The following is a 19,480-nucleotide window of genomic DNA, read 5'->3' as shown; positions in this document are numbered from 1 at the left end:
TCAGGGCCCGCAATCATGCATCACGGCACAAGCCGTTCAGCGCGACGACACCTTCAGGGAGTCGTTGACGGACATCACGCCTTCCACCCCGCGGATGGTCTGCAACGCCATGTCGTGCTGTTCCTGGCTCGGCACGGTTCCGCTCACGTTGACCGTGCCATCCTTGGTCTTCACGTGAATGCCCGTCGACTTCAGGTCCTTGGTCGACAGCAGCTTGGTCTTGATCTTGGTGGTGATGGTGCTGTCGGAGACGGCCTGCTTGGCCGTGGCGGCGCCCGCGTCATGGCTCGGCGGGGGTGCCGTATCGCGGTTGATCTCGGCGCGGCCCGGCATGCCGGGCGCGGAATTGGGCGGCGCAGTCGTCGCATCCGTGTCGACGGCCGTGCGCATGAAGCCGCCGGCATCCAGCGCGAAAACGCTGCCTGCGGCGGCGGCCAGTGCTGCCGCCAGACAAGCCTTGCGCAGGATCGGAGCAGTAGGTCGGCTGGGTCGCATGGTTTCCTCCTTGGCGGTCAATTCGCATGGCCCGCGCGCGCGCCAAGCGCGCCGCGGCGTGGGCAGTCCACGATGTAGTCATCCGCAATCCCCGTACCCGCCCTGGGCTGGATGGCCGCTGGCGCAATGTGCGGTGTTGGCTGCCCGACTGGTCTGCGGCTGTGTAAATCGCGACAACGCTTTGTAAATCCGAAGTGAAACCGTCACGGCCGACCACCGGAATCCCGCCATGGGGCGTGCGGGGCGGACCTGGCATATGGCTTGCGACAAGCACCACGCGGCAGTTCGCCGCGTCCATGGAGAGAGTGATGGGACAGCAACAGCAGCCGGGGCAATCCCAACAGGGCCAACAAGGCCAGGGCCAGCGACAGCAAGAACAGTCGCAAGGCGGGCAACACAGTGGCCAGCAGGGTTCCAACCAGAGCGGCCAGCGCTCAGGCGGCGGACAAATGGGTAACCAAGACAAGGGTATGGGCCAGCAGCAGCAGGAAAGCGGCAAGGGCTCGCAGCAAGGTCATCAGCAGGGACAAGGCGGATCGGGTAGTGGATCGTCGGGTGGTCGCCAGCAATGACGGCTGACCGGTGCCATTGAGGCGCCGAAACAGCGAGGCCGGGGTTCTTTGGAAGTCCGGCCTTTTCTTTGGTCTGGGGGCGTTGTGGTTGGGGGGCGGGGGGCTGAGGTTATGACTGGGGGCGTCGTTCTTGGCAGGCGCCGCTGTTTCGCAGGCGTAGCCTGCGAGTCACTTTTTGTCCGAGCGACAAAAAGTAACCAAAAAACGCGTCGCTTGCCCTAACGGGCGAATATTGAGCGTAGCGTGCGGAGAATTTCGTACGGGTACTCGCTTCAGAGTCTGCCCGGCTGCCTGCCGCGTGGAGCGCGTCCGCATGCAGGCTCTCCAGCAATGATTGAACCAGCCCCGAACCTGTCCGTGGCCCGCCAGTGGGCGCGATATCGCATCATCGCCTTCGGCTGCTGCGCGGCTCACTAGTCGGTTAGTCGGGGGCAGCGATGAGCCTCTTTATTTCCAGCCAAAGTCATTAGCCCTGTCGGGGCCGGCATCTGCACACCTTCCCGTGTATCCTGACCGGGACTCGCCCACGTATCCATCCCCTTTTGCCAGCTTCCACCCGCCAGGGCCAGCTCCTCGACCGCATTGCCAGCCGCCTGCGAACCACGGCCGGCGCGCAGGTGCGCGCGCTCACGCGCAGCAACTCGGGCCTGACACTGGACTACGACAATCCACCCGGCGACCCGGGGCTGTTTGGCCCCGACGCGATCTGCTGGCGCGTGCATGCCGATTTCCCGGCCATGCTGGCGGGCGGCGTCAGCGCCTTGCTGATGCAGACGCTGCACCCGCTCGCACTGGCCGGCGTCTGGGACCATTCGACGTTTCGCGCGGATATGCAGGGCCGGCTGGGGCGTACCGCGCAGTTCATCGCGGGCACCACCTACGGCAGCCGCGCGGACGCCATGTCTCTGATCGACCGCGTGCGGCGCATCCACGCGCACATCCGCGGCAGCGCGCCGGACGGACGGCCCTATGCCGCTGACAACCCGGCCCTGCTGACATGGGTGCACGTGGCAGAAGTGTCCAGCTTCCTGGCTGGGTACCTGCGCTACGTAGGGCCGCTCAGTGAAGCCGAACAGGACCGCTACTACAACGAGGTCGCACAGGTCGCCGAACTGCTGGGCGCCACTGGCGTTCCGCGCTCGCGCGCGGCGGTGGCCGCCTATCTGGAAGCCATGCGCCCGCATCTCGAAGCCGGCGCGCGCACGCGCGAGGTGGCACGGCTGGTAATGAAGCTGCCCGTGGCCAACCCGATGCTGGTCCCGGCAGTGCGCGTGATGGCCCATGCCGGCATTGCACTGCTGCCGGACTGGGCCCGCCAGATGCTGGAACTCGATGGCCCGTCGATCCGCCGTCCCGTGGCGCTGGCCGGAATGCGCGTGCTGGCGCCGACGCTGCGCTGGGCGCTCGGCGCCGGACTGGCAGCCCGCGCGCGGCGGCGCATGGCGCGCGCCGCCTGATCGGGCGTCAGGCTATTCGGCCGCGGCAGGGGCCGCGGCAGGGCTGCCGCGCAGCGTGGCTTCGCGCAGGCGCGCGACCAGGAACGGCGACAGCAGCGACACCGCGGCACTCATCAGGAACAGCAGGCGGAACGCGCGCTCGGCGGCTTGGCGCACGGCTGCCGCATCCGCCGCCGGCGTGTCGGCCGCCAGCGCCCGGTGGAACATGCTCATCAGCACATCTTCGCCGCCCGACAGGTCGGTGACCGCCATGCCGCCGTGGCGCAGCAGCGCGATCAGCACCGTGGTCAGCACCGCCACGCCGACCGCGCCACCGAGCATGCGCGAAAACGACGTCAGTGCCGTGGCAATCCCCACCTGCTGCGGCGGCACGGCGTTCTGCGTGGCCACCAGGCCGCTCGGCAACTGCAGGCCGATCGCGAACCCCAGGACCACCATCACCGGCACGCACAGCCATACCGAGGCCGGATCGACAAAGGCCAGCGCCACGATGGCCAGCGGCGCCACCGAGGCGCCCGCCATCTGCAGCGGCTTGTAGCGGCCGGTCCACGACATGATCCGCCCCGCCGCGTAGGCGCCGAACGGAATCGCCAGCGTCAGCGGTACCAGCCGCAGGGCCGCGGCGTCGGCCTGCGCGCCGCCCACGACCTGGAAGCGCAACGGCAGCAGCACGGACATGGCGATCAGCTGGAAGAAGCAGAAGAACAGCGTGGCGCAGCAGATGGCCACGGTCGGCACGCGCAGCATGGCAAGCGGGATCACCGGATCGGCCGCGCGGCGCTCCTGCCAGATGAACAGCGCCAGCGCGACCACGCCGGCGACGAGCAGCGCCAGCGAGTCGGCGCGCAGCGGCGAATGGCCCTGCCCGAGCCGCGTCAGGAACACCAGCACGCCACTGAGCCCGCCGCCGAACAGCAGCGCGCCGAGGTAATCGATGCGGTGTCGCCGGCCGCTGACCGGCAGGAAGCGCAGCGCGCGCCGCACCACGACCAGCGCCAGCAAGGCCAGCGGCAGGTTGATCCAGAAAATCCAGCGCCAGGACAGGTAATGGGCGAGGTAGCCGCCGATCACTGGCCCGGCCATGCTGGCCACCGCCCACACGCCACTCACATAGCCCTGGTAGCGGCCGCGATCGCGCAGCGGCACCACGTCCGCAATGGCGGCCTGCGAGACCGAGATCAGCCCGCCCCCGCCCAGGCCCTGAAGGATTCGCGCCACGATCAGCTGCGGCATGGTCTGCGCCAGCGCGCAAATCACCGAGGCCAGCAGGAACAGCACGATCGAGAAGGACAGGACCGAGCGCCGGCCCAGCACGTCGGACAGCTTGCCGTAGATCGGCGTGGCCACGGTCGAGGCCACCAGGTACGCCGAAATAACCCACGCCATGTCTTCGAAGCCGCGCAGCTGCAGGGCGATCTCGGGCAGCACCACGGCGACGATCGACTGTTCGAGCGCGCCAAGCAGGATGGCGAGCATCAGGCCGAACAGGATCTGCATGACCGGCGGCTGCGGTGCGGCGGCCGAAGAAGACGAAGGGGAAGAAGAGGACGCATCTGCCGCGCGGGGCGGCTGGGAGGGAACGGCGGGCATCGGCACCAGCGGCGGCAGGCGTGGCGGCCGCGCGGGGCGCCGCATGCGCCAGGTGGGCCCGCCTGCTCTTGCTTCGAGGATCAGGAAGAGCGGCTATTGTAGGCGCTTTGAGACATCCACGCCGACGCCGGCCCCGCAAGGGACGCGCGACGGCGCGGCATATGGCGCGGTGCTGCGGATCAGAAGGTTTCCCAATCGCCGCTTTCCGCCATCGCCGGCTGGCTGGCCGCGTTGATCCGGCGCGCGCCGGACCTGAGCACTGGTTCCTGGCGCTGCCGCCTGACGGGCTGACGCTCGGTCGCCGGCAGCGGAGCCGGGCGCCTGGCCAGCACCGGTTGGGGCTGCGCCTTGCGCTGCACCGGCGGGCGCGTCGCGGCCGGCACGGCCGGAGCGCGGTGACGTGCCGATACGGTGCGCGCCACCGGCACCGATTGCGGCGGCACCGGTGCGGGCTCCATCTGGCGAGCCGGAACCGCCACGGCCGGCCTGGGTTCTGCCAGCGGGCCCTGGGCCACCTCGAACCGGCCCACCTCGGTCACCAGCCCGCCGGCCTGCTGCATCAGGCTCTCCGCGGCGGCGGCGGCTTGCTCGACCAGTGCGGCGTTCTGCTGCGTCATGCTTTCCATTTGCGTCACGGCCAGGCTGACCTGCTCGATGCCCGACGTCTGCTCCGAGCTGGCCGCGGAAATCTCGCCCATGATGTCGGTCACGCGCCGCACGGCGCCGACGATGTCGTCCATCGTCCTGCCCGCCTGTTCGGCCTGACGCGCGCCGTCCTGCACCTGTCGCACCGAGCCGCCGATCAGCCCGGCGATCTCCTTGGCCGCGGCCGAGGAGCGCTGTGCAAGGTTGCGGACCTCGGACGCCACGACCGCGAAACCCCGGCCCTGCTCGCCCGCGCGCGCGGCTTCCACTGCGGCATTGAGCGCCAGGATATTGGTCTGGAAGGCGATGCTTTCGATGACGCCGGTAATCTCCGCCACCTGCGTGGACGATTTGGAGAGGCTGTCCATGGTCTGCACCACGTCGCGCACGACGCGGCCGCCTTCGGTAGCCACCTCGGACGCGCTGACCGCGAGCTGGTTGGCTTGCCGGGCGTTATCGGCGTTCTGGCGCACCGTGGAGGTGAGCTGTTCCATCGACGCAGCGGTCTGCTCCAGCGAAGCGGCCTGCTGCTCCGTGCGCTGGGACAGGTCGGTGTTGCCGCGCGCGATCTCGCGCGTGGCCCCGTCAATCGAGCCGGAGGCCTGCTGGATGCCATGCACCAGCGCCGCCAAATGCCGAAACGCACGTTCCAGCGCTGTCAGCATGCGGCCCATCTCGTCGCTGCTGCGCACGGTGAACGCATGGCGCAGGTTGCCGGTGGCCAGGGCCTCGGCGGCTTCCAGCGCGTCGCGCGCGGGGCCGGTGATCGAGCGCGTGATCGCCGTCCCCATCACCACCGCCAGCAGCACCGCCAGTGCGGTCAGGCCGAGCAGCACATTGCGCGTCCAGGCAAAGCCTTCATCGGCCTGCTTGACGGCGGCCAGAGCGAGGTTGCGCCCGCCGGCCATGATTTCATCGAGCTTCTCGAAATACGGCGCTTGCGCGGCAGGAAGGGTCGCTACCAGCGCGGAGCGCGCGCCGGCGAATTCGCCCGAGCCCAGCTGGCGCAGGACCATGTCGAGCTGGCCGTTATACGCCTCGCGCGCGGTATTGAGATCGGAAAAGGTCTTCTGCAGGTCGGGGCGGCCGGAAGCCGCGATCAGCTTGCCCAGCGCGTCGAGCGTGCTGCCCATGTCCTTGCGCATGCCTTCGATGCGCTGCGTATTGCGCTGGACCAGCGCAGCGTCTTCGGTCAGGGCGGCATCACGCACCATCACGCCGATTTCCAGCGCGTTCTCCTTGACGTGGCCCAGGTCGATGACCTTGAGCAGGCGCCCCTCCACGGTCATGTGCATGGAGGCATTCATGCCCGCCAGCGATGTCACGCTATAGACAGCGACGCCGATCAGGAGCACCACCACCAGCGTAAAGGCGAGGGACAAACGCGTCCCTATGCCGAGATTTCGCAACCAGGCCATCTCACTCCCTCCGGACATTCGTAGATCAATGTTCTTGTCGAGCGCGCACGGGATCGTTGCCGCTGGCAACCGGCGCACGGCTGCCTATCGGCGATGACCGAACACTTCTTGAAGGGAATTTGGAATTGACGGGGAAAGTCCCCGCATTTCTTGCGATGGCGAGGCCGGCATGTGCCTTTTAATCCTGCCAGGCATCCCGATGGCCACATGGCTGCGGTGCGCCGAGAGGCGCAGCCAGTTCGACGCGGGCCAAAAAAAGAAGCCCACGCGCGGGGTGCTCGTAGGCTTTCCAGGACTGCTTCAGAGCCAGTTAGCTCTGGCATGAATATAAACCTGCTTACATGAGGTGTAAATCCTGCTTCTATCAGTGAAGCCAAGGCTGATGAGCCCGATGCTGCGCTTTATCAGCGCCGCATTGCGTGCATCCACCAGACCACAGGATTGACATGTCAGCATTCACTTATTCCTGCCTTCCAAGCCCATCGGCATTTCTGGAATGCCAAGGCTGCCTGTCGACCTGTGGTCGACAGGCCCCTACCTAAAGATCGGCGCACCGACAACTCACTGTTTAGAGGAAAACCTCTAATTTCTCGACAACGCCCGCTCCGCCGGTCTTTGTAAAAAATTTGTTACCCTCACCCCTGAAGTATTCCCCTTCTCACCTGGCTGCACCCGGCGCCGGCAAGCGCGCGGAAGACAACGATCTCTTGCCGGATCCTGTCCACGCGGCCCGTCCCCGCACCGGTATCGAGAGCGAATGTTTCGCCCATCTCGCTGACCGGACCATACTTCCAGAGGGTACCGGTCGGCGGACCGCCATCAGCCGCCAGAACCCTTGCGGGCTCTTCCGGAGTCGTCGTGAAGAAGGAAACCAGGCCCCCGCGAAACGGCCAGAAACTGCAGGACCAGCAACTGTCGCTCCATGCCGTCAGCCGGGCGCCGCTTGTCGTGCACCTGTGCAACGGGACCCGGCTGCAAGGCATCGCAATCGCCGTGGACGAATATGTGCTCGTGCTTGGCAAGGACCTGGACGACCGCAAGCCAATCGCGGTGTACAAGCATGCGATTGCCATGATTGCGCCTGCCAGCGCTGGCGGCGAAGCCCTGCCTGCGCCGCAACCGGATCTGTCGCCGGATTTCGTGCCTATTTATATGCCGCGCAAGCGGCGGCGCAGGTAAGGCGCGGGCCCGCAGACACTCGATCTTCCGGCACCACGCAGGCTCGCGGGACACCCGGCCATCGCGACCCTTGCTGTTGCAATCCCCGAAAAAGTCACTCTAAACCTTTCCCGACGCCTGTCGATAACCCAAGCAACGGAGGCACTCTACGCCCTGCAAAGCAGGCAGGCCAACGTTACGGCTAGCAGCCGGAATGCCAAAAACCTTTGCATACAGGAGTCGTAAATGGCGCAAGTCATTAACACCAATTCGTTGTCTCTGATGACTCAGAACAACCTGAACGCTTCGCAGTCGTCGCTGAACACCGCGATCCAACGCCTGTCGTCGGGCCTGCGCATCAACAGCGCCAAAGATGACGCCGCTGGCCAAGCCATTGCGAACCGCTTCACCGCCAACATCAAGGGCCTGACCCAAGCTCAGCGTAACGCGAACGACGGCATCTCGCTGGCCCAGACCACGGAAGGCGCGCTGACCGAAGTCAACAACAACCTGCAACGTATCCGCGAACTGAGCGTGCAGGCCGCCAACGGCTCGAACTCGGGTTCGGACCTGAAGTCGATTCAGGACGAAATCACGCAGCGCCTGGCTGAAATCGACCGTACGTCGCAACAAACCGACTTCAATGGCGTGAAGGTCCTGTCGAGCAGCGCCAAGCCGCTGACGGTCCAGGTTGGCGCGAACGATGGCGAAACCATCTCGATCAACCTGACGGAAATCAGCTCGAAGACGCTGGGCATGCAAGGCTTCAATGTCGCCGGCCCGACCGCGACGGCCGCCTTCGCCTTCGACGGCACGACCGCTTCCGCCGCCGGCGATGCTCCCACCGCTGCGCAACTGCAAGCGCTCTATGGCTCCACCACGGCGGTCACCACCACGACCGTGGCGGAAAAGACTACCGACGACCTGTCGACCAAGCTCGGCCTGGCCGCCGGTGGCGCGGTCCTCACCGGCAACGCGGTTGCCGACAAGAACGGTACGCTGTACGCGGAAGTGGCGATCACTCCCAACAGCGCCGGCGAAACCACGTCGCTGATCAACCAGGGCTTCACCGGCGCCGTGAACGGCACCTCGATGTACCGCTACGTCGCTCTGGATCCGCAGTCGGCCGACACGACCACGACCGCCGGCACCGCTGCCTTCACCGTCGACACGTCGAAGATCTCCGTGGCCAGCCTGCAAACCGGCTCGACCGCCAGCCCGCTGGCTTCGATCGACGCCGCCATCAAGAAGGTTGACGACCTGCGCAGCTCGCTGGGCGCGGTGCAAAACCGCTTTGACTCGGTGATCTCCAACCTGGGCACCGCCGTGACCAATCTGTCGGCCTCGCGTTCGCGCATCCAGGACGCTGACTACGCCACGGAAGTGTCGAACATGACCCGCGCGAACATCCTGCAACAAGCTGGTACGTCGGTGCTGGCGCAAGCTAACCAAACCACGCAAGGCGTGCTGTCGCTGCTGCGTTAATCGCATCCGCACTGGCAAGAAGAGGCTGGGCCGCAAGGCCCGGCCTTTTTGCCGGGAGCGTTTTGCAGGCAGACCACTGCCTGCAAAACGTTTCTTTCCGATGTTGAATCACGCCAAACCGGACGGAGCAAACCATGGCGTCTTCCCCGATAGTGACTCCGATCGCAGTGCGACCGCCATCCGAAGTGTCCACAGGCGCCATTGCCACACCGGTGGCGGCACTCACCCAGACGCCCGGTGCTGCGGACAAGCCCGATGCCAATCGTACCCAAATTTCAGGCGCACCCGCAGAGACGTCGGCAGCTGTTGGTGAACTGGTCGATGCGCTGAAATCCACGTCAATCAGCCTGCGCTTTGAAATCGATGACAGCACTCACCGCGTCATCACCAAGGTAGTGGACAAGGAAACCGGCGAACTGATCCGGCAGATGCCCACCGTAGAAGTCATGCGGATTGCGCGCGCCATCCACAAGCTGCAAGGGCTGTTCGTCAGCCAGGCCGTCTGAGCGCGGCCACCACGCATAGCAACATCAGTTGAAGAAGAGGTAATAAAAAATGGCATCGATCTCCTCCCTCGGCGTTGGCTCCAATCTGGACCTGAACACCCTGCTTTCCCAGTTGCAAACTGCCGAGCAGGCTCCACTCGATGCCATCAACGCGCAGGCCAAAAGCTACCAGGCCAAGCTGTCAGCCTTCGGCCAGGTGCAAAGCGTGGTGAGCGCCTACCAGGCCGCCGCCAAGAAGCTCGCCGACGCGACCACGTTTGCCGCCGTCAAGGCGACGGTGGGTTCGACGGACATCATGTCAGTGTCTACGGCCTCCAATGCAGTGCCCGGCAACTACAGCATCACCATCGGCACGCTCGCGACGGCCCAGTCGCTGGTCGGCGGCGGGGTTGCCGACCAGAAGACCTCGATTGCAGGCAGTGGCGGCGACATCGTGTTCGATTTCGGCGAGGCGCTGGCCACCGACGCTACGGCCACGCCGACGAGCACGAAGAAGGTCACCATTGCCGCCAACGCCTCGTTGGCGGATGTCCGAGATGCCATCAATAAAGCCGGCATCGGCGTCACGGCAAGCATTGTCAACGACGGCAGCAGCACGCCTTACCGCCTGGTCCTGACTTCGGACAAGACCGGTACGCAGGCCACCATGCGCGTATCGTCGGCAACCACCGAGTTGAACAACCTGGTTGCCTTTGACCCTGCCCCGACGGCCACCGGCAACGCCATGGAGCAAAAGGTTCCGCCGGCCAATGCCACGCTGAAGATCAACGGCATCGACGTCGTGAGCCAGAGCAATACTGTGGTCGACGCGGCGCAGGGCGTGACGATGAACCTGACCAAGACCGGCACCACGTCACTGACGATCACGCGTGACAACGATTCCATCAAGTCGTCAATCCAGGCATTCGTCACGGCGTACAACAACATCCAGAGCACGGCCCAGACGCTGACGGCGTTCGACACGACAGCGAAAACTTCTGCCGCGCTGACCGGCGACAGCACGCTACGATCGATCCAGCAGCGCCTGCGCTCAATGCTTGGCGGCGCCATGTCGGACGGCAACGGCGGCACCATCACGCTGGCGGACATCGGCATCAAGTTCGACGCCAAGGCAGGCACCATGTCCATCGACGATACCAAGCTGACCAAGGCGCTCAATACGAACCTTGGCGGTGTCACCGCGATGTTCTCGAGCACCACGGACGCCGGCGGCATCGGCAAGCGGGTGACCGACTACGTCGATGGGCTGACCAAGACAAACGGCACGCTCAAGAATGCCCAGGACGGCATCACCAAGACGCTGAAAGACCTCGAGAAGAACTACAGCAGCACGCAGGATCGCATCAACGCCACCATGGACCGTTACAAGGCCCAGTTCACTCAACTGGACCTGATCGTCAGCCAGATGAACCGCACTAGCAGCTACCTGACACAGCAGTTCACTGCGCTGAACAACTCGTCAAGCAAGTAACACCCTACCGGGAGCCAACCATGTTCGCCCGCCAAGCCATCAATACCTACGCCCAGGTGGGCGTCCAGACCGGTGCCATGAGCGCCAGTCCGCACAAGCTGATCACAATGCTCTATGACGGCGCCCGCGCCGCCATCGCGCGCGCAAAGTTCCACCTGGATAACGGTGAGATCGTCGCGCGTGGCAACGCTATCTCGAAGGCAATCGACATCGTCGATAACGGCCTGCGCGCGGTATTGGATCATGAAGCAGGCGGCGAGATTTCCGCCAGCCTGGAGTCGCTGTACGAATACATGGTGCGCCGCCTGATGCTGGCCAACCTGCATAGCGACAGCGCCATGCTCGATGAAGTCGACCGTCTCCTGGAAAACCTGGCCTCGGCCTGGGCACAGATCGACGAATCGTCCCATCAGGCAGCGTAACCAACCACGTCGCGGGGCAACTGAAATGGCTCAATACTCTCTCATCGTCACTTGCTACGAGGAAATCCTCGCGCTGTCGGGCCGCATGTTTGAAGCCGCGCAGCTCGCGGACTGGGACACGGTCACCTCGTTGCAGCCGAGCTACCTGGCACTTGTCGACCGGCTGCGCCAGCTTGACCATGACGCACCGTTCTCCGACGCCGAACGCATGCGCCGCTACCAGCTCCTGGACCGCATCCTGACGTATGACGCCCGCATCCGCGACCTGGCCATGCCACAGCTCCAGCGTCTCGGCGGCCTGCTGTCCAGCTCGCGCCGCCAGTTCGACCTGAACGCCGCTTACGGCGCGACGGCTTAACCCCCCAAAGACGGGTCGGCCCCGCAGCCTGCCCGCTTCGCCTTCTCCGGCCTGATGACCGGCATCCATCTCCCTCCTGGTCTGGCCTCCCAGACAGCCGATGTGCAGCCGCCGCGCGCGGGGATTACCACGCCCGACAAGGTCGCGATTCTCCAGCCCGTGCTGGATGCGTCCGAGTCCGGCGTGCAGAACTCGACCGACCAGGCCATCCGCAATGGCCAGGCAGCCAGGGCAGCCAATGGCCAGACTGGCCCCGGCACGCTACCGCCAGGCACTTCCACGCGTGAATCGCTCAGCTTCGCCGCACGTGCCATTCTCACGCTGATGGATGGCACGCCAGCGCAGCCGCTGCGATCCGCCGGCCCGCTGCTGCCGGCGCCACCAGCGGCGGGCAGCAGCGCAGCGGTGGCAGCCGCACTGTCTTCACTCGTGGACGAAAGCGGGCTGTTCTACGAATCCCACCTGGCTCAATGGGTGGCGGGTTCGCGCCCGCTGGGAAACATCCTGCGGCAGCCTCAGGCCCCGCTCGGTCGGCCCCTCTTATCCACGTTTCCCGCCCAGCCGCCGGCCGCGAAAGCCGGCTCGGACGCACCGATGCTGACGTACAACGGACCGTCGGGCGCAGCGAGTGCCACCGCGTCCGATCTGGTCCGCTCAGCCGGACCGACGACGATTCCCGCATCTCAGCTGCTCGCCGAGGCACTGGCAGCACCGGGGAACCCGCGCATCGCGCACACCCACGCGCCAGCCGAGCAGGGGATTCACCAGGGAACGGGATCCCATGCGGCTTACAGCAAGGACGCGCCGCCGGCGGACGGCATGCCGTCGCGGCCTTCCGCCGCGTCGGTCGCCACACAAGCCTACCAGGCCACTGCGGATGCCGGACGCGCGCCGGACCATATATCCGTGTCGCGCCACACTTCGCTGATGAACCTCGGTACGGACCCGTCGCAGCAGCAAGCGCCGCAAGGCCCCGCCATTCACCCGTCCACCGAAGGCGTTGTGCGCCAGCAGCTCGAACTGCTCGCTACCCAGCAGTTTCGCTTCGCCGGTGAAGCCTGGCCCGGCACGCCGATGGAATGGGATATCACGCGCCAGGACGACAGCGCCGCCGGACAAGACGCGCCGGGCGCCGCGCGCCAGTGGTCCAGCCGCCTGCAGTTGCAGCTGCCCAAACTTGGTCTTGTCGAGGCCGTGCTGACGTTCGGACCGGGCGGACTCGAAGCACGCCTGGCCACAGCCGAGACAGATGTCGCTGCACGTTTTATCGAGGCACGCCCGCAGTTGCGCAGCCAGCTGGAAGCCCAAGGCATCATGCTGCAGCGACTGAACGTGGAAACACGCGACAGCATGGTTGACGGAGATGCGGCATGAGCCAAGCCGATCCGGGGCGCGGCGCCGCCATCGCCTTGTCGTACCGGACGGACGACAACGCACCACGCGTGGTCGCGAAGGGATATGGCGTAGTGGCCGAGGCCATCATCGCACGCGCCCGCGAAGCCGGCGTCTACGTCCATGGCTCGCCCTCGCTTGTGAACCTGCTGATGCAGGTCGATCTGGACAGTCACATCCCGCCGCAGCTTTATGTCGCCATCGCCGAACTGCTGGCCTGGCTCTACCAGCTCGAAGCCGGCACTGACGCGCCGGACTGATTCCGCCCCAATGCAAACAGCCCCTGCCCGCTCGCGCGGCACAGGGGCTGCCTGATATCCAGTGTGCCGACGCCATGCCGGCACGGCCTTACACCGGCATATTCATCATTTCCTGATACGCCTGCACCAGCCGGTTCCTGACCTGCACCCCCGTCTGGAACGACACATTGGCCTTCTGCAGTTCGATCATCACGTCATTGAGCGCCACCCCCGGCTTGCCCAGCTCAAACGCCTCGGACAGCCCATAGGCGCGTTCCTGCGATGCATTGATGCGGCTCAGGCTGCGTTGCAGTTCGCCGGCGAAGCCGCCGGCCGCAGCGGGCGCGGCGGCTTGCGAGCTGTTGCCGGTGGCAGTCTGGGCCAGGCCGCGCAGTTGCTGCAGCATGCCCTCGATGGGAGATAGCGTGGTCATGAGACGGGTTTCCTGCCGGCCGGGCTGGAGCGCCGGTACCGGTTCCTGTTGTTTGACGATAAGCCAGGCGCGCGAATGCCGCCGGAACATGCCGCGGGATTCACATTGCGGCCAGCTCGCGTGCATTCGTCGCCCAATTTCAGCGGGCCAAGCGTACCTGCCGCCGCCAGCGCTCCATCAGCCGAAATCGGGAGGAAAACCCGGCCTATTCACCGGATTGTGGCTGCCCGCGTTGCCCGATCATCGCTACCGTGCCGGAAAGGCGCGGGCTTCGCCTTGCGTCTCCCGTCCGGTGCGATGTTCCAGACAACCATCCCGGGAGTACGCGTGTTTTCTCAGCAGCCTGAAATGAGCCGTGCGGAAGTGAGGCGTGCCGACGTCCATGGCGATCTCCATCGCCAGAGCGATCGGGACCACGGCCCGGCCCTGACCGGAGCGTGCGCATGACCGCGGCGGTGTCCTTGCCCGGCCGCTCGGGTGAAATGATCGAGCGCCTCAAGGCCAATCCGAAGCTGCCCATGATGCTGGCTGGCGCGGCGCTGGCCGCGGCCATCGCCGTCGCGGTGCTGTGGTCGCGCGCGCCGGACTACAAGGTGCTGTACAGCAACCTGTCGGAGCGCGACGGCGGCGCAGTGCTGCAATCGCTGCAGCAGATGAACGTGCCGTACAAGTTCGCCGAAGGCGGCGGCGCGGTGATGGTGCCGGCCGAACGGGTCCACGAGACGCGCCTGCGCCTGGCCTCGCAAGGCCTGCCCAAGAGCGGCAACACGGGCCTGGAACTGATGGACAACCAGAAGTTCGGCATCAGCCAGTTCGCCGAACAGGTCAACTACCAGCGCGGGCTCGAAGGCGAGCTGGCGCGCTCGATCGAATCGATCGCGGCCGTGCAGTCGGCCCGCGTGCACCTGGCCATTCCCAAGCCGACTTTGTTCGTGCGCGAGCGCCAGAAGCCCACGGCGTCGATCGTGCTGCAACTCTACCCGGGCCGTGCCATCGATGAAGGCCAGGTCGCGGCGATCAGCCACCTGGTGTCGTCGAGCGTGCCGGAACTGACGCCCAAGGCGATCTCCATCGTCGACCAGCACGGCAACCTGCTGTCGAACAGCGGCAACGAGCGCATGCTCGATGCCACCCAGCTCAAGTACGTCCAGGCGCTGGAACAGAACTACCTCAAGCGCATCGAATCGATCCTGACGCCGATCGTCGGCAAGGACAATGTGCGCGCCCAGGTGACGGCCGACGTGGATTTCTCCATCGTCGAGCACACCGACGAGAGCTACAAGCCGAACCAGGACCCGACCCACGCGGCGATCCGCAGCCAGCAGACCAGCGAATCGAACCAGCAAGGCGCGACCCCGCCGGGCGGCGTGCCAGGCGCGCTGTCCAACCAGCCGCCGGCACCGGCCGCGGCACCGATCACCACCGCGCAGACGCCGCGCGCCGGACAAGCGCCCGGCCAGGCCGGCGCGCCCGCGCAGCCCCAAGGCGCGCAGGCAGGACAGGCCCAGGTCGCACAGGGTTCGAGCTCGACCGCTTCCAGCGGCCCGAGCAGCAACCGCCGCGACTCCACCGTCAACTACGAAATCGACCGCACCGTGCGCCACGTGCAGCAGGCGCCGGGCGGCGTGCGCCGCCTGTCGGTGGCAGTGGTGGTCAACTACCGGCAACAGCCCGACGCCAAGGGCAAGATGGTCGCGCAGCCGCTGCCGCCGGCATTGCTGGCCCAGATCCAGAACCTGACCAAGGAAGCCATGGGCTTCTCTACCGATCGTGGCGATTCGATCAATGTGGTGAACAGCCCGTTCACCTCCGATCGCGAAGTGACGCCCGAACTGCCGTTGTGGAAGCAACCTGAAATGATCGACCTGGCCAAGACCGGCGCGGGCTACCTGCTGCTGGCGCTGCTGGCACTATTCGCATGGTTCAAGGTGGCGCGCCCGCTGCTGCGCCGCTACACCGCCCCGCCGCTGCCGGCGCCCGTGGCGGCAGAAGAAGCCGCCGCCGAACTGCTGCCGCCCGAAGAGCCGTCCAATCCGGAAGTCCTGCGGCTGGCCGCGAAGTATGAAAGTGACCTGGCACTGGTGCGCGATGCCGCGCAACGCGACCCGCGCCTGGTTGCCAGCGTAATCAAGAACTGGATTGGCAATGACCTCCGCTAAAGCCGCCTCCGCCTCTCCCGCCACCGGCCTGCAGAAGAGCGCCATCCTGATGATGGCGATCGGCGAGGACGCCGCCGCCGAGGTATTCAAGCACCTGTCCCAGCGCGAGGTGCAGGAACTGGGTTCCGCCATGGCCGAGCTCCGCTCGGTCACGCGCGAAGAGATGGCCGGCGTGCTGAGCGAGTTCCGCGGCGAGACCGAGCAGTACCTGGCGCTGAACGTCGATTCGAGCTCGTTCATCCGCAGCGTGCTGAACAAGGCGCTCGGCGAAGAGCGCGCCCAGTCCGTGATCGAGGACATCCTGGAATCGCGCGATCCGGGCAGCGGCATCGACTCGCTGAACTGGATGGATTCGACCTCCGTGGCAGAACTGATTCGCGAGGAACATCCGCAGATCATCGCCACCATCCTGATCCACCTCGACCGCCAGAAGGCATCCGAGGTGCTCGGCATGTTCACCGACCGCCTGCGCAACGACGTGATCCTGCGTATCGCCACGTTCGGCGGCGTGCAGCCGGGCGCGCTGCAGGAGCTGACGGACGTGCTGTCCAAGCTGCTGTCGGGCCAGAGCCTGAAGCGCAGCCGCATGGGCGGCGTGCGCACCGCGGCCGAGATCATCAACCTGATGAGCACCGCGCACGAAGAGGCCGTCATCGACGGCGTGCGCCTGCACGACGGCGACCTGGCGCAGAAGATCATTGACGAGATGTTCCTGTTCGAGAACCTGCTGGAAGTCGACGACCGCGGCATCCAGCGCGTGCTCAAGGAAATCGCCACCGAATCGCTCATCGTCGCGCTCAAGGGCGCGCCGCAGGAGCTGCGCGACAAGTTCATCCGCAACATGTCCACCCGCGCCGGCGAAATGCTGCGCGAGGACCTGGATGCGCTGGGCCCGGTGCGCGTGTCGCAGGTCGAGGCCGAGCAGAAGGCCATCCTGCAGGTGGTAAGACGCCTGGCCGATGCCGGCGAAGTCCAGATTGGCGGAGGAGACGATGCCTATGTCTGAGCGCGGCCTGGCCGCACGTATCGCGCAGCGTAGCGAAAACCCCACCGGCGGCGACGCCGGCGGCTTTACCCCGTTCGAAGCGCCGCGCCGCGCGCGCGGCACCGGCTGGCAGCGCTGGCAGATGGATTCGCTGGACCCCCGCACCGCGCTGCAGGCGATGGTGCACGAAGCACCGGCCGAGCCGGCACCGCCGCCGATCGACTTCGAGGCGCTCGAAGCCATGCGCGAAGGCGCCCGCAAGGAAGGCTACGCACAGGGCTATACCCAGGGCCAGACCCAGGGCTACGGCGACGGCCACCGCGAAGGCTATGCGCGTGGCCTGGAAGGCGCGCGCAACGAGGCCACGCGCCTGCACGGACTGGCCGAGAACTTCCGCCAGGCCCTGGCCGGCGTTGACCAGGAAGTGTCCGATGCGCTGGTCTCGCTGGCGCTCGACGTCGCGCGCCAGCTGGTCCGCAGCCGCGTGGAGGACGATCCTGAAGTCCTGCTGCCCGCCGTGCGCGAACTGCTCACGAGCGAACCGGCGCTGTCCGGCTCGCCATGCCTGCTGCTCCACCCGGAAGACGTGGGCCTGATCGAAGCCCATATGCAGGGCGAACTCGAAGCCGCCGGCTGGACCCTGCGCGCGGATCCGTCCGTCGCACGGGGCGGCTGCATCGCCAGCGCGGCCAGCGGCGAGCGCGACGCCAGGCTGGAAACGCGCTGGACCCGCGTGGTCAAGGCCATGGGCCGCGACGACCCGTGGGAGCCGCCGCATGACTGACACCGTCACCGACCGGGATGCTGCACACGTACCCCACGCGCAGCACTGGCGCCATGCGCTGAGCACGGCGCAGGCGGATATATCCGGGCTCGACAGCAAGCGCAGTTGCGGCCGGCTCACGCGCGCGGCCGGCCTGGTGCTGGAAGCCGTGGGCCTGCGCCTGCCCGTGGGCAGCGACTGCCTGATCGAACTGCCCGCAGGACAGTTCAGCGCCGGGGCCGGCGGCCCGCGCACGGCCGAAGCGGAAGTGGTCGGCTTCGGTGCGGACCGCCTGTTCCTGATGCCGCAATCCGACGTGGTCGGCCTGCTGCCCGGCGCACGCGTCTATCCGCTCGAGCCGTCGCCGCAGCCCCAGGGCGCCAGCGCCCCGCGCGAGCCCGGCTCCAAGCGCCTGCCCGTGGGCGAAGGCATGCTCGGCCGCGTGGTCGATGCCGCCGGCCGGCCGCTCGACGGCCTGGGCCCGATTCGCGCCGCGCAGGAAGTACCGCTGTCGGCCGAACAGATCAACCCGCTGATGCGCGCGCCGATCGAAACCGTGCTCGACACCGGCGTGCGCGCCATCAACGGCATGCTGACCGTGGGGCGCGGCCAGCGCATGGGCCTGTTTGCGGGTTCCGGCGTGGGCAAGAGCGTGCTGCTCGGCATGATGGCGCGCTACACCAGCGCGGACGTGATCGTGGTCGGCCTGATCGGCGAACGCGGCCGCGAGGTGAAAGAGTTCATCGAGAATATCCTCGGCCCGGAAGGCCGCGCGCGCTCCGTCGTGGTCGCGGCCCCGGCCGACTGCTCGCCGCTGCTGCGCATGCAGGGCGCCGCGTACTCCACGCGGCTGGCCGAGTATTTCCGCGACCAGGGCAAGCATGTGCTGCTGATCATGGATTCGCTCACGCGCTATGCCATGGCCCAGCGCGAGATCGCCTTGGCGATCGGCGAGCCGCCCGCCACCAAGGGCTATCCGCCGTCGGTCTTCGCCAAGCTGCCCACGCTGGTGGAACGCACCGGCAACGGCCCCGAAGGCGGCGGCTCGATCACGGCGTTCTATACCGTGCTGACCGAAGGCGACGACCAGCAGGACCCGATTGCCGATTCGGCCCGCGCCATCCTGGACGGCCACATCGTGCTCTCGCGCAGCCTGGCGGAGGCCGGCCACTATCCGGCCATCGACGTGGAAGCCTCGATCAGCCGCGCGATGACCGCGCTGATCCCGCCCGGGCAGTTTGCTTCGGTGCGCCGCTTCAAGCAGCTGATGTCGCGCTACCAGCGCAACCGCGACCTGATCAGCGTGGGCGCCTACGTGCCCGGCAACGATCCCGAACTGGATCTGGCGATCCGGTTCCACCCCCGGATGGAAGCCTTCCTGCAGCAGGACATCCACGAGCGCGCCGGCTACGACGATGCGATCGGGCAGCTGCATGGCCTCTTCGACAGGAGCGAACATGGCTAAACCGAATCCCCTGCAGACGTTGTCCGAACTGGCCCAGAACGACACCGATGCCGCTACGCGCGAACTCGGCCGTCTGCAGGGGCTGCGGACCCAGGCCGCTCAGCAGCTCAACCAGCTTACGCAGTACCGGCAGGAATACCGCGAGCGCATGCAGGCCGTGGCGACCGAAGGCATGACCGCCAGCCGCTGGCATGATTTTTCCCGATTCCTGGATTCGCTGGACCACGCCATCCGCCAGCAAACCGCCGCGCTGGACAAGGCCGAAGCCGACTTGCTGACCGGGCGCAGCAACTGGCAGCAGCAGAAGCGCCGCCTGAACTCCTTCGACACCCTGATCGCGCGCGCCGATGCGCGCGAGGAACAAGTGGTCGCGCGCCGCGAGCAGCGCACCAACGACGAATACGCCGCACGGCTGGCGCGCGACGCCGGCAGCCGACTCAACTGAGCCCAGAGGGCAAGCCTTCATC

Annotated in this window: 19 protein-coding genes; 15 read left to right on the top strand and 4 right to left on the bottom strand. The window is 66.5% G+C overall.

All coding sequences use genetic code 11. The features are described 5' to 3' along the window. Positions 1 to 36: 36 nt before the first annotated feature. A complete protein-coding gene (locus tag ACIGJB_RS17240) occupies positions 37 to 495 on the bottom strand; it encodes a BON domain-containing protein (protein WP_483733529.1) in 459 nt (152 codons plus the stop codon). Between the two features lie 308 nt (positions 496 to 803). Between ACIGJB_RS17240 and ACIGJB_RS17235 the strand changes: the two genes are divergently transcribed. Together ACIGJB_RS17235 and ACIGJB_RS17230 are read left to right on the top strand one after the other, a co-directional pair. Continuing rightward, positions 804 to 1,067: a hypothetical protein gene (locus ACIGJB_RS17235; RefSeq protein WP_483733528.1), complete on the top strand. Its 264-nt coding sequence runs from the start codon at positions 804 to 806 to the stop codon at positions 1,065 to 1,067. A gap of 542 nt (positions 1,068 to 1,609) precedes the next feature. Then, positions 1,610 to 2,524 (top strand): oxygenase MpaB family protein, encoded by a 915-nt coding sequence (locus ACIGJB_RS17230; protein WP_483733527.1) that lies wholly within the window; start codon positions 1,610 to 1,612, stop codon positions 2,522 to 2,524. A 12-nt stretch (positions 2,525 to 2,536) separates the two neighbouring features. Here the strand turns inward: ACIGJB_RS17230 and ACIGJB_RS17225 are convergent, their stop codons facing one another. Further along, positions 2,537 to 4,114 carry an MDR family MFS transporter gene (locus ACIGJB_RS17225; RefSeq protein WP_483734703.1) on the bottom strand — a complete coding sequence of 526 codons (1,578 nt, stop codon included), beginning with the start codon at positions 4,112 to 4,114 and terminating at the stop codon, positions 2,537 to 2,539. 179 nt (positions 4,115 to 4,293) lie between these two features. Then, the gene (locus ACIGJB_RS17220; RefSeq protein ID WP_483733526.1) at positions 4,294 to 6,177 is read right to left on the bottom strand and encodes a methyl-accepting chemotaxis protein; all 1,884 of its coding nucleotides are present in this window, start codon (positions 6,175 to 6,177) and stop codon (positions 4,294 to 4,296) included. Positions 6,178 to 7,035: 858 nt separating this feature from the next. Here ACIGJB_RS17220 and ACIGJB_RS17215 point away from each other — a divergent pair. The 8 genes from ACIGJB_RS17215 to ACIGJB_RS17180 all read left to right on the top strand — a co-directional run bounded on the left by ACIGJB_RS17215 (position 7,036) and on the right by ACIGJB_RS17180 (position 13,229). Next, positions 7,036 to 7,356 (top strand): RNA chaperone Hfq, encoded by a 321-nt coding sequence (locus ACIGJB_RS17215; RefSeq protein ID WP_483733525.1) that lies wholly within the window; start codon positions 7,036 to 7,038, stop codon positions 7,354 to 7,356. A 225-nt stretch (positions 7,357 to 7,581) separates the two neighbouring features. Then, positions 7,582 to 8,820: a FliC/FljB family flagellin gene (locus ACIGJB_RS17210; protein ID WP_483733524.1), complete on the top strand. Its 1,239-nt coding sequence runs from the start codon at positions 7,582 to 7,584 to the stop codon at positions 8,818 to 8,820. A gap of 134 nt (positions 8,821 to 8,954) precedes the next feature. Then, complete coding sequence (locus tag ACIGJB_RS17205; RefSeq protein ID WP_483733523.1) at positions 8,955 to 9,326, top strand: flagellar protein FlaG; 372 nt, start codon at positions 8,955 to 8,957, stop codon at positions 9,324 to 9,326. 49 nt (positions 9,327 to 9,375) lie between these two features. Beyond that, positions 9,376 to 10,797 carry a flagellar filament capping protein FliD gene (gene fliD, locus ACIGJB_RS17200; RefSeq protein WP_483733522.1) on the top strand — a complete coding sequence of 474 codons (1,422 nt, stop codon included), beginning with the start codon at positions 9,376 to 9,378 and terminating at the stop codon, positions 10,795 to 10,797. A gap of 20 nt (positions 10,798 to 10,817) precedes the next feature. Beyond that, a complete protein-coding gene (fliS, locus tag ACIGJB_RS17195; protein ID WP_483733521.1) occupies positions 10,818 to 11,219 on the top strand; it encodes a flagellar export chaperone FliS in 402 nt (133 codons plus the stop codon). A 25-nt stretch (positions 11,220 to 11,244) separates the two neighbouring features. Next, positions 11,245 to 11,577, top strand: coding sequence for a flagellar protein FliT (locus ACIGJB_RS17190; RefSeq protein ID WP_483733520.1), 333 nt, complete (start codon positions 11,245 to 11,247; stop codon positions 11,575 to 11,577). A gap of 102 nt (positions 11,578 to 11,679) precedes the next feature. Then, positions 11,680 to 12,951: a flagellar hook-length control protein FliK gene (fliK, locus tag ACIGJB_RS17185; protein WP_483733519.1), complete on the top strand. Its 1,272-nt coding sequence runs from the start codon at positions 11,680 to 11,682 to the stop codon at positions 12,949 to 12,951. Next, positions 12,948 to 13,229, top strand: a complete 282-nt coding sequence (locus ACIGJB_RS17180) for an EscU/YscU/HrcU family type III secretion system export apparatus switch protein (RefSeq protein ID WP_483733518.1) — start codon at positions 12,948 to 12,950, stop codon at positions 13,227 to 13,229. The genes fliK and ACIGJB_RS17180 overlap by 4 nt, the downstream gene beginning before the upstream one ends. Before the next feature lie 88 nt (positions 13,230 to 13,317). Here ACIGJB_RS17180 and fliE read toward each other — a convergent pair whose 3' ends face one another. Further along, a complete protein-coding gene (gene fliE / locus ACIGJB_RS17175) occupies positions 13,318 to 13,641 on the bottom strand; it encodes a flagellar hook-basal body complex protein FliE (protein WP_211949966.1) in 324 nt (107 codons plus the stop codon). A gap of 443 nt (positions 13,642 to 14,084) precedes the next feature. Between fliE and fliF the strand changes: the two genes are divergently transcribed. Genes fliF through fliJ form a run of 5 tightly spaced genes read left to right on the top strand, consistent with a single transcriptional unit; the run spans position 14,085 to position 19,458 of the window. Next, a complete protein-coding gene (gene fliF / locus ACIGJB_RS17170; protein ID WP_483733517.1) occupies positions 14,085 to 15,800 on the top strand; it encodes a flagellar basal-body MS-ring/collar protein FliF in 1,716 nt (571 codons plus the stop codon). After that, complete coding sequence (gene fliG, locus ACIGJB_RS17165) at positions 15,787 to 16,806, top strand: flagellar motor switch protein FliG (protein WP_483733516.1); 1,020 nt, start codon at positions 15,787 to 15,789, stop codon at positions 16,804 to 16,806. The genes fliF and fliG overlap by 14 nt, the downstream gene beginning before the upstream one ends. After that, the gene (gene fliH, locus ACIGJB_RS17160) at positions 16,793 to 17,569 is read left to right on the top strand and encodes a flagellar assembly protein FliH (protein WP_483733515.1); all 777 of its coding nucleotides are present in this window, start codon (positions 16,793 to 16,795) and stop codon (positions 17,567 to 17,569) included. The genes fliG and fliH overlap by 14 nt, the downstream gene beginning before the upstream one ends. Continuing rightward, the gene (gene fliI / locus ACIGJB_RS17155; RefSeq protein WP_483733514.1) at positions 17,562 to 19,013 is read left to right on the top strand and encodes a flagellar protein export ATPase FliI; all 1,452 of its coding nucleotides are present in this window, start codon (positions 17,562 to 17,564) and stop codon (positions 19,011 to 19,013) included. The genes fliH and fliI overlap by 8 nt, the downstream gene beginning before the upstream one ends. Next, positions 19,006 to 19,458: a flagellar export protein FliJ gene (gene fliJ, locus ACIGJB_RS17150; protein WP_483733513.1), complete on the top strand. Its 453-nt coding sequence runs from the start codon at positions 19,006 to 19,008 to the stop codon at positions 19,456 to 19,458. Before fliI ends, fliJ begins: the two co-directional genes overlap by 8 nt. The last annotated feature ends 22 nt before the right edge of the window (positions 19,459 to 19,480 follow it).

It is taken from the genome of Cupriavidus sp. C2SS-8b (assembly GCF_057073745.1).
This window is presented reverse-complemented; position numbering and strand designations above follow the sequence as displayed.

What these genes read in the sequence shown, in the direction of transcription:
- ACIGJB_RS17190 (WP_483733520.1), top strand. Translation starts at nt 11,245, where the DNA reads ATGGCTCAATACTCTCTCATCGTCACTTGCTACGAGGAAATCCTCGCG.
- ACIGJB_RS17210 (WP_483733524.1), top strand. Translation starts at nt 7,582, where the DNA reads ATGGCGCAAGTCATTAACACCAATTCGTTGTCTCTGATGACTCAGAAC.
- ACIGJB_RS17205 (WP_483733523.1), top strand. Translation starts at nt 8,955, where the DNA reads ATGGCGTCTTCCCCGATAGTGACTCCGATCGCAGTGCGACCGCCATCC.
- ACIGJB_RS17240 (WP_483733529.1), bottom strand. Translation starts at nt 495, where the DNA reads ATGCGACCCAGCCGACCTACTGCTCCGATCCTGCGCAAGGCTTGTCTG.
- fliJ (WP_483733513.1), top strand. Translation starts at nt 19,006, where the DNA reads ATGGCTAAACCGAATCCCCTGCAGACGTTGTCCGAACTGGCCCAGAAC.
- ACIGJB_RS17180 (WP_483733518.1), top strand. Translation starts at nt 12,948, where the DNA reads ATGAGCCAAGCCGATCCGGGGCGCGGCGCCGCCATCGCCTTGTCGTAC.
- fliI (WP_483733514.1), top strand. Translation starts at nt 17,562, where the DNA reads ATGACTGACACCGTCACCGACCGGGATGCTGCACACGTACCCCACGCG.
- fliD (WP_483733522.1), top strand. Translation starts at nt 9,376, where the DNA reads ATGGCATCGATCTCCTCCCTCGGCGTTGGCTCCAATCTGGACCTGAAC.
- ACIGJB_RS17225 (WP_483734703.1), bottom strand. Translation starts at nt 4,114, where the DNA reads ATGCCCGCCGTTCCCTCCCAGCCGCCCCGCGCGGCAGATGCGTCCTCT.
- fliS (WP_483733521.1), top strand. Translation starts at nt 10,818, where the DNA reads ATGTTCGCCCGCCAAGCCATCAATACCTACGCCCAGGTGGGCGTCCAG.
- fliE (WP_211949966.1), bottom strand. Translation starts at nt 13,641, where the DNA reads ATGACCACGCTATCTCCCATCGAGGGCATGCTGCAGCAACTGCGCGGC.
- ACIGJB_RS17235 (WP_483733528.1), top strand. Translation starts at nt 804, where the DNA reads ATGGGACAGCAACAGCAGCCGGGGCAATCCCAACAGGGCCAACAAGGC.
- fliH (WP_483733515.1), top strand. Translation starts at nt 16,793, where the DNA reads ATGCCTATGTCTGAGCGCGGCCTGGCCGCACGTATCGCGCAGCGTAGC.
- fliF (WP_483733517.1), top strand. Translation starts at nt 14,085, where the DNA reads ATGACCGCGGCGGTGTCCTTGCCCGGCCGCTCGGGTGAAATGATCGAG.
- fliG (WP_483733516.1), top strand. Translation starts at nt 15,787, where the DNA reads ATGACCTCCGCTAAAGCCGCCTCCGCCTCTCCCGCCACCGGCCTGCAG.
- ACIGJB_RS17220 (WP_483733526.1), bottom strand. Translation starts at nt 6,177, where the DNA reads ATGGCCTGGTTGCGAAATCTCGGCATAGGGACGCGTTTGTCCCTCGCC.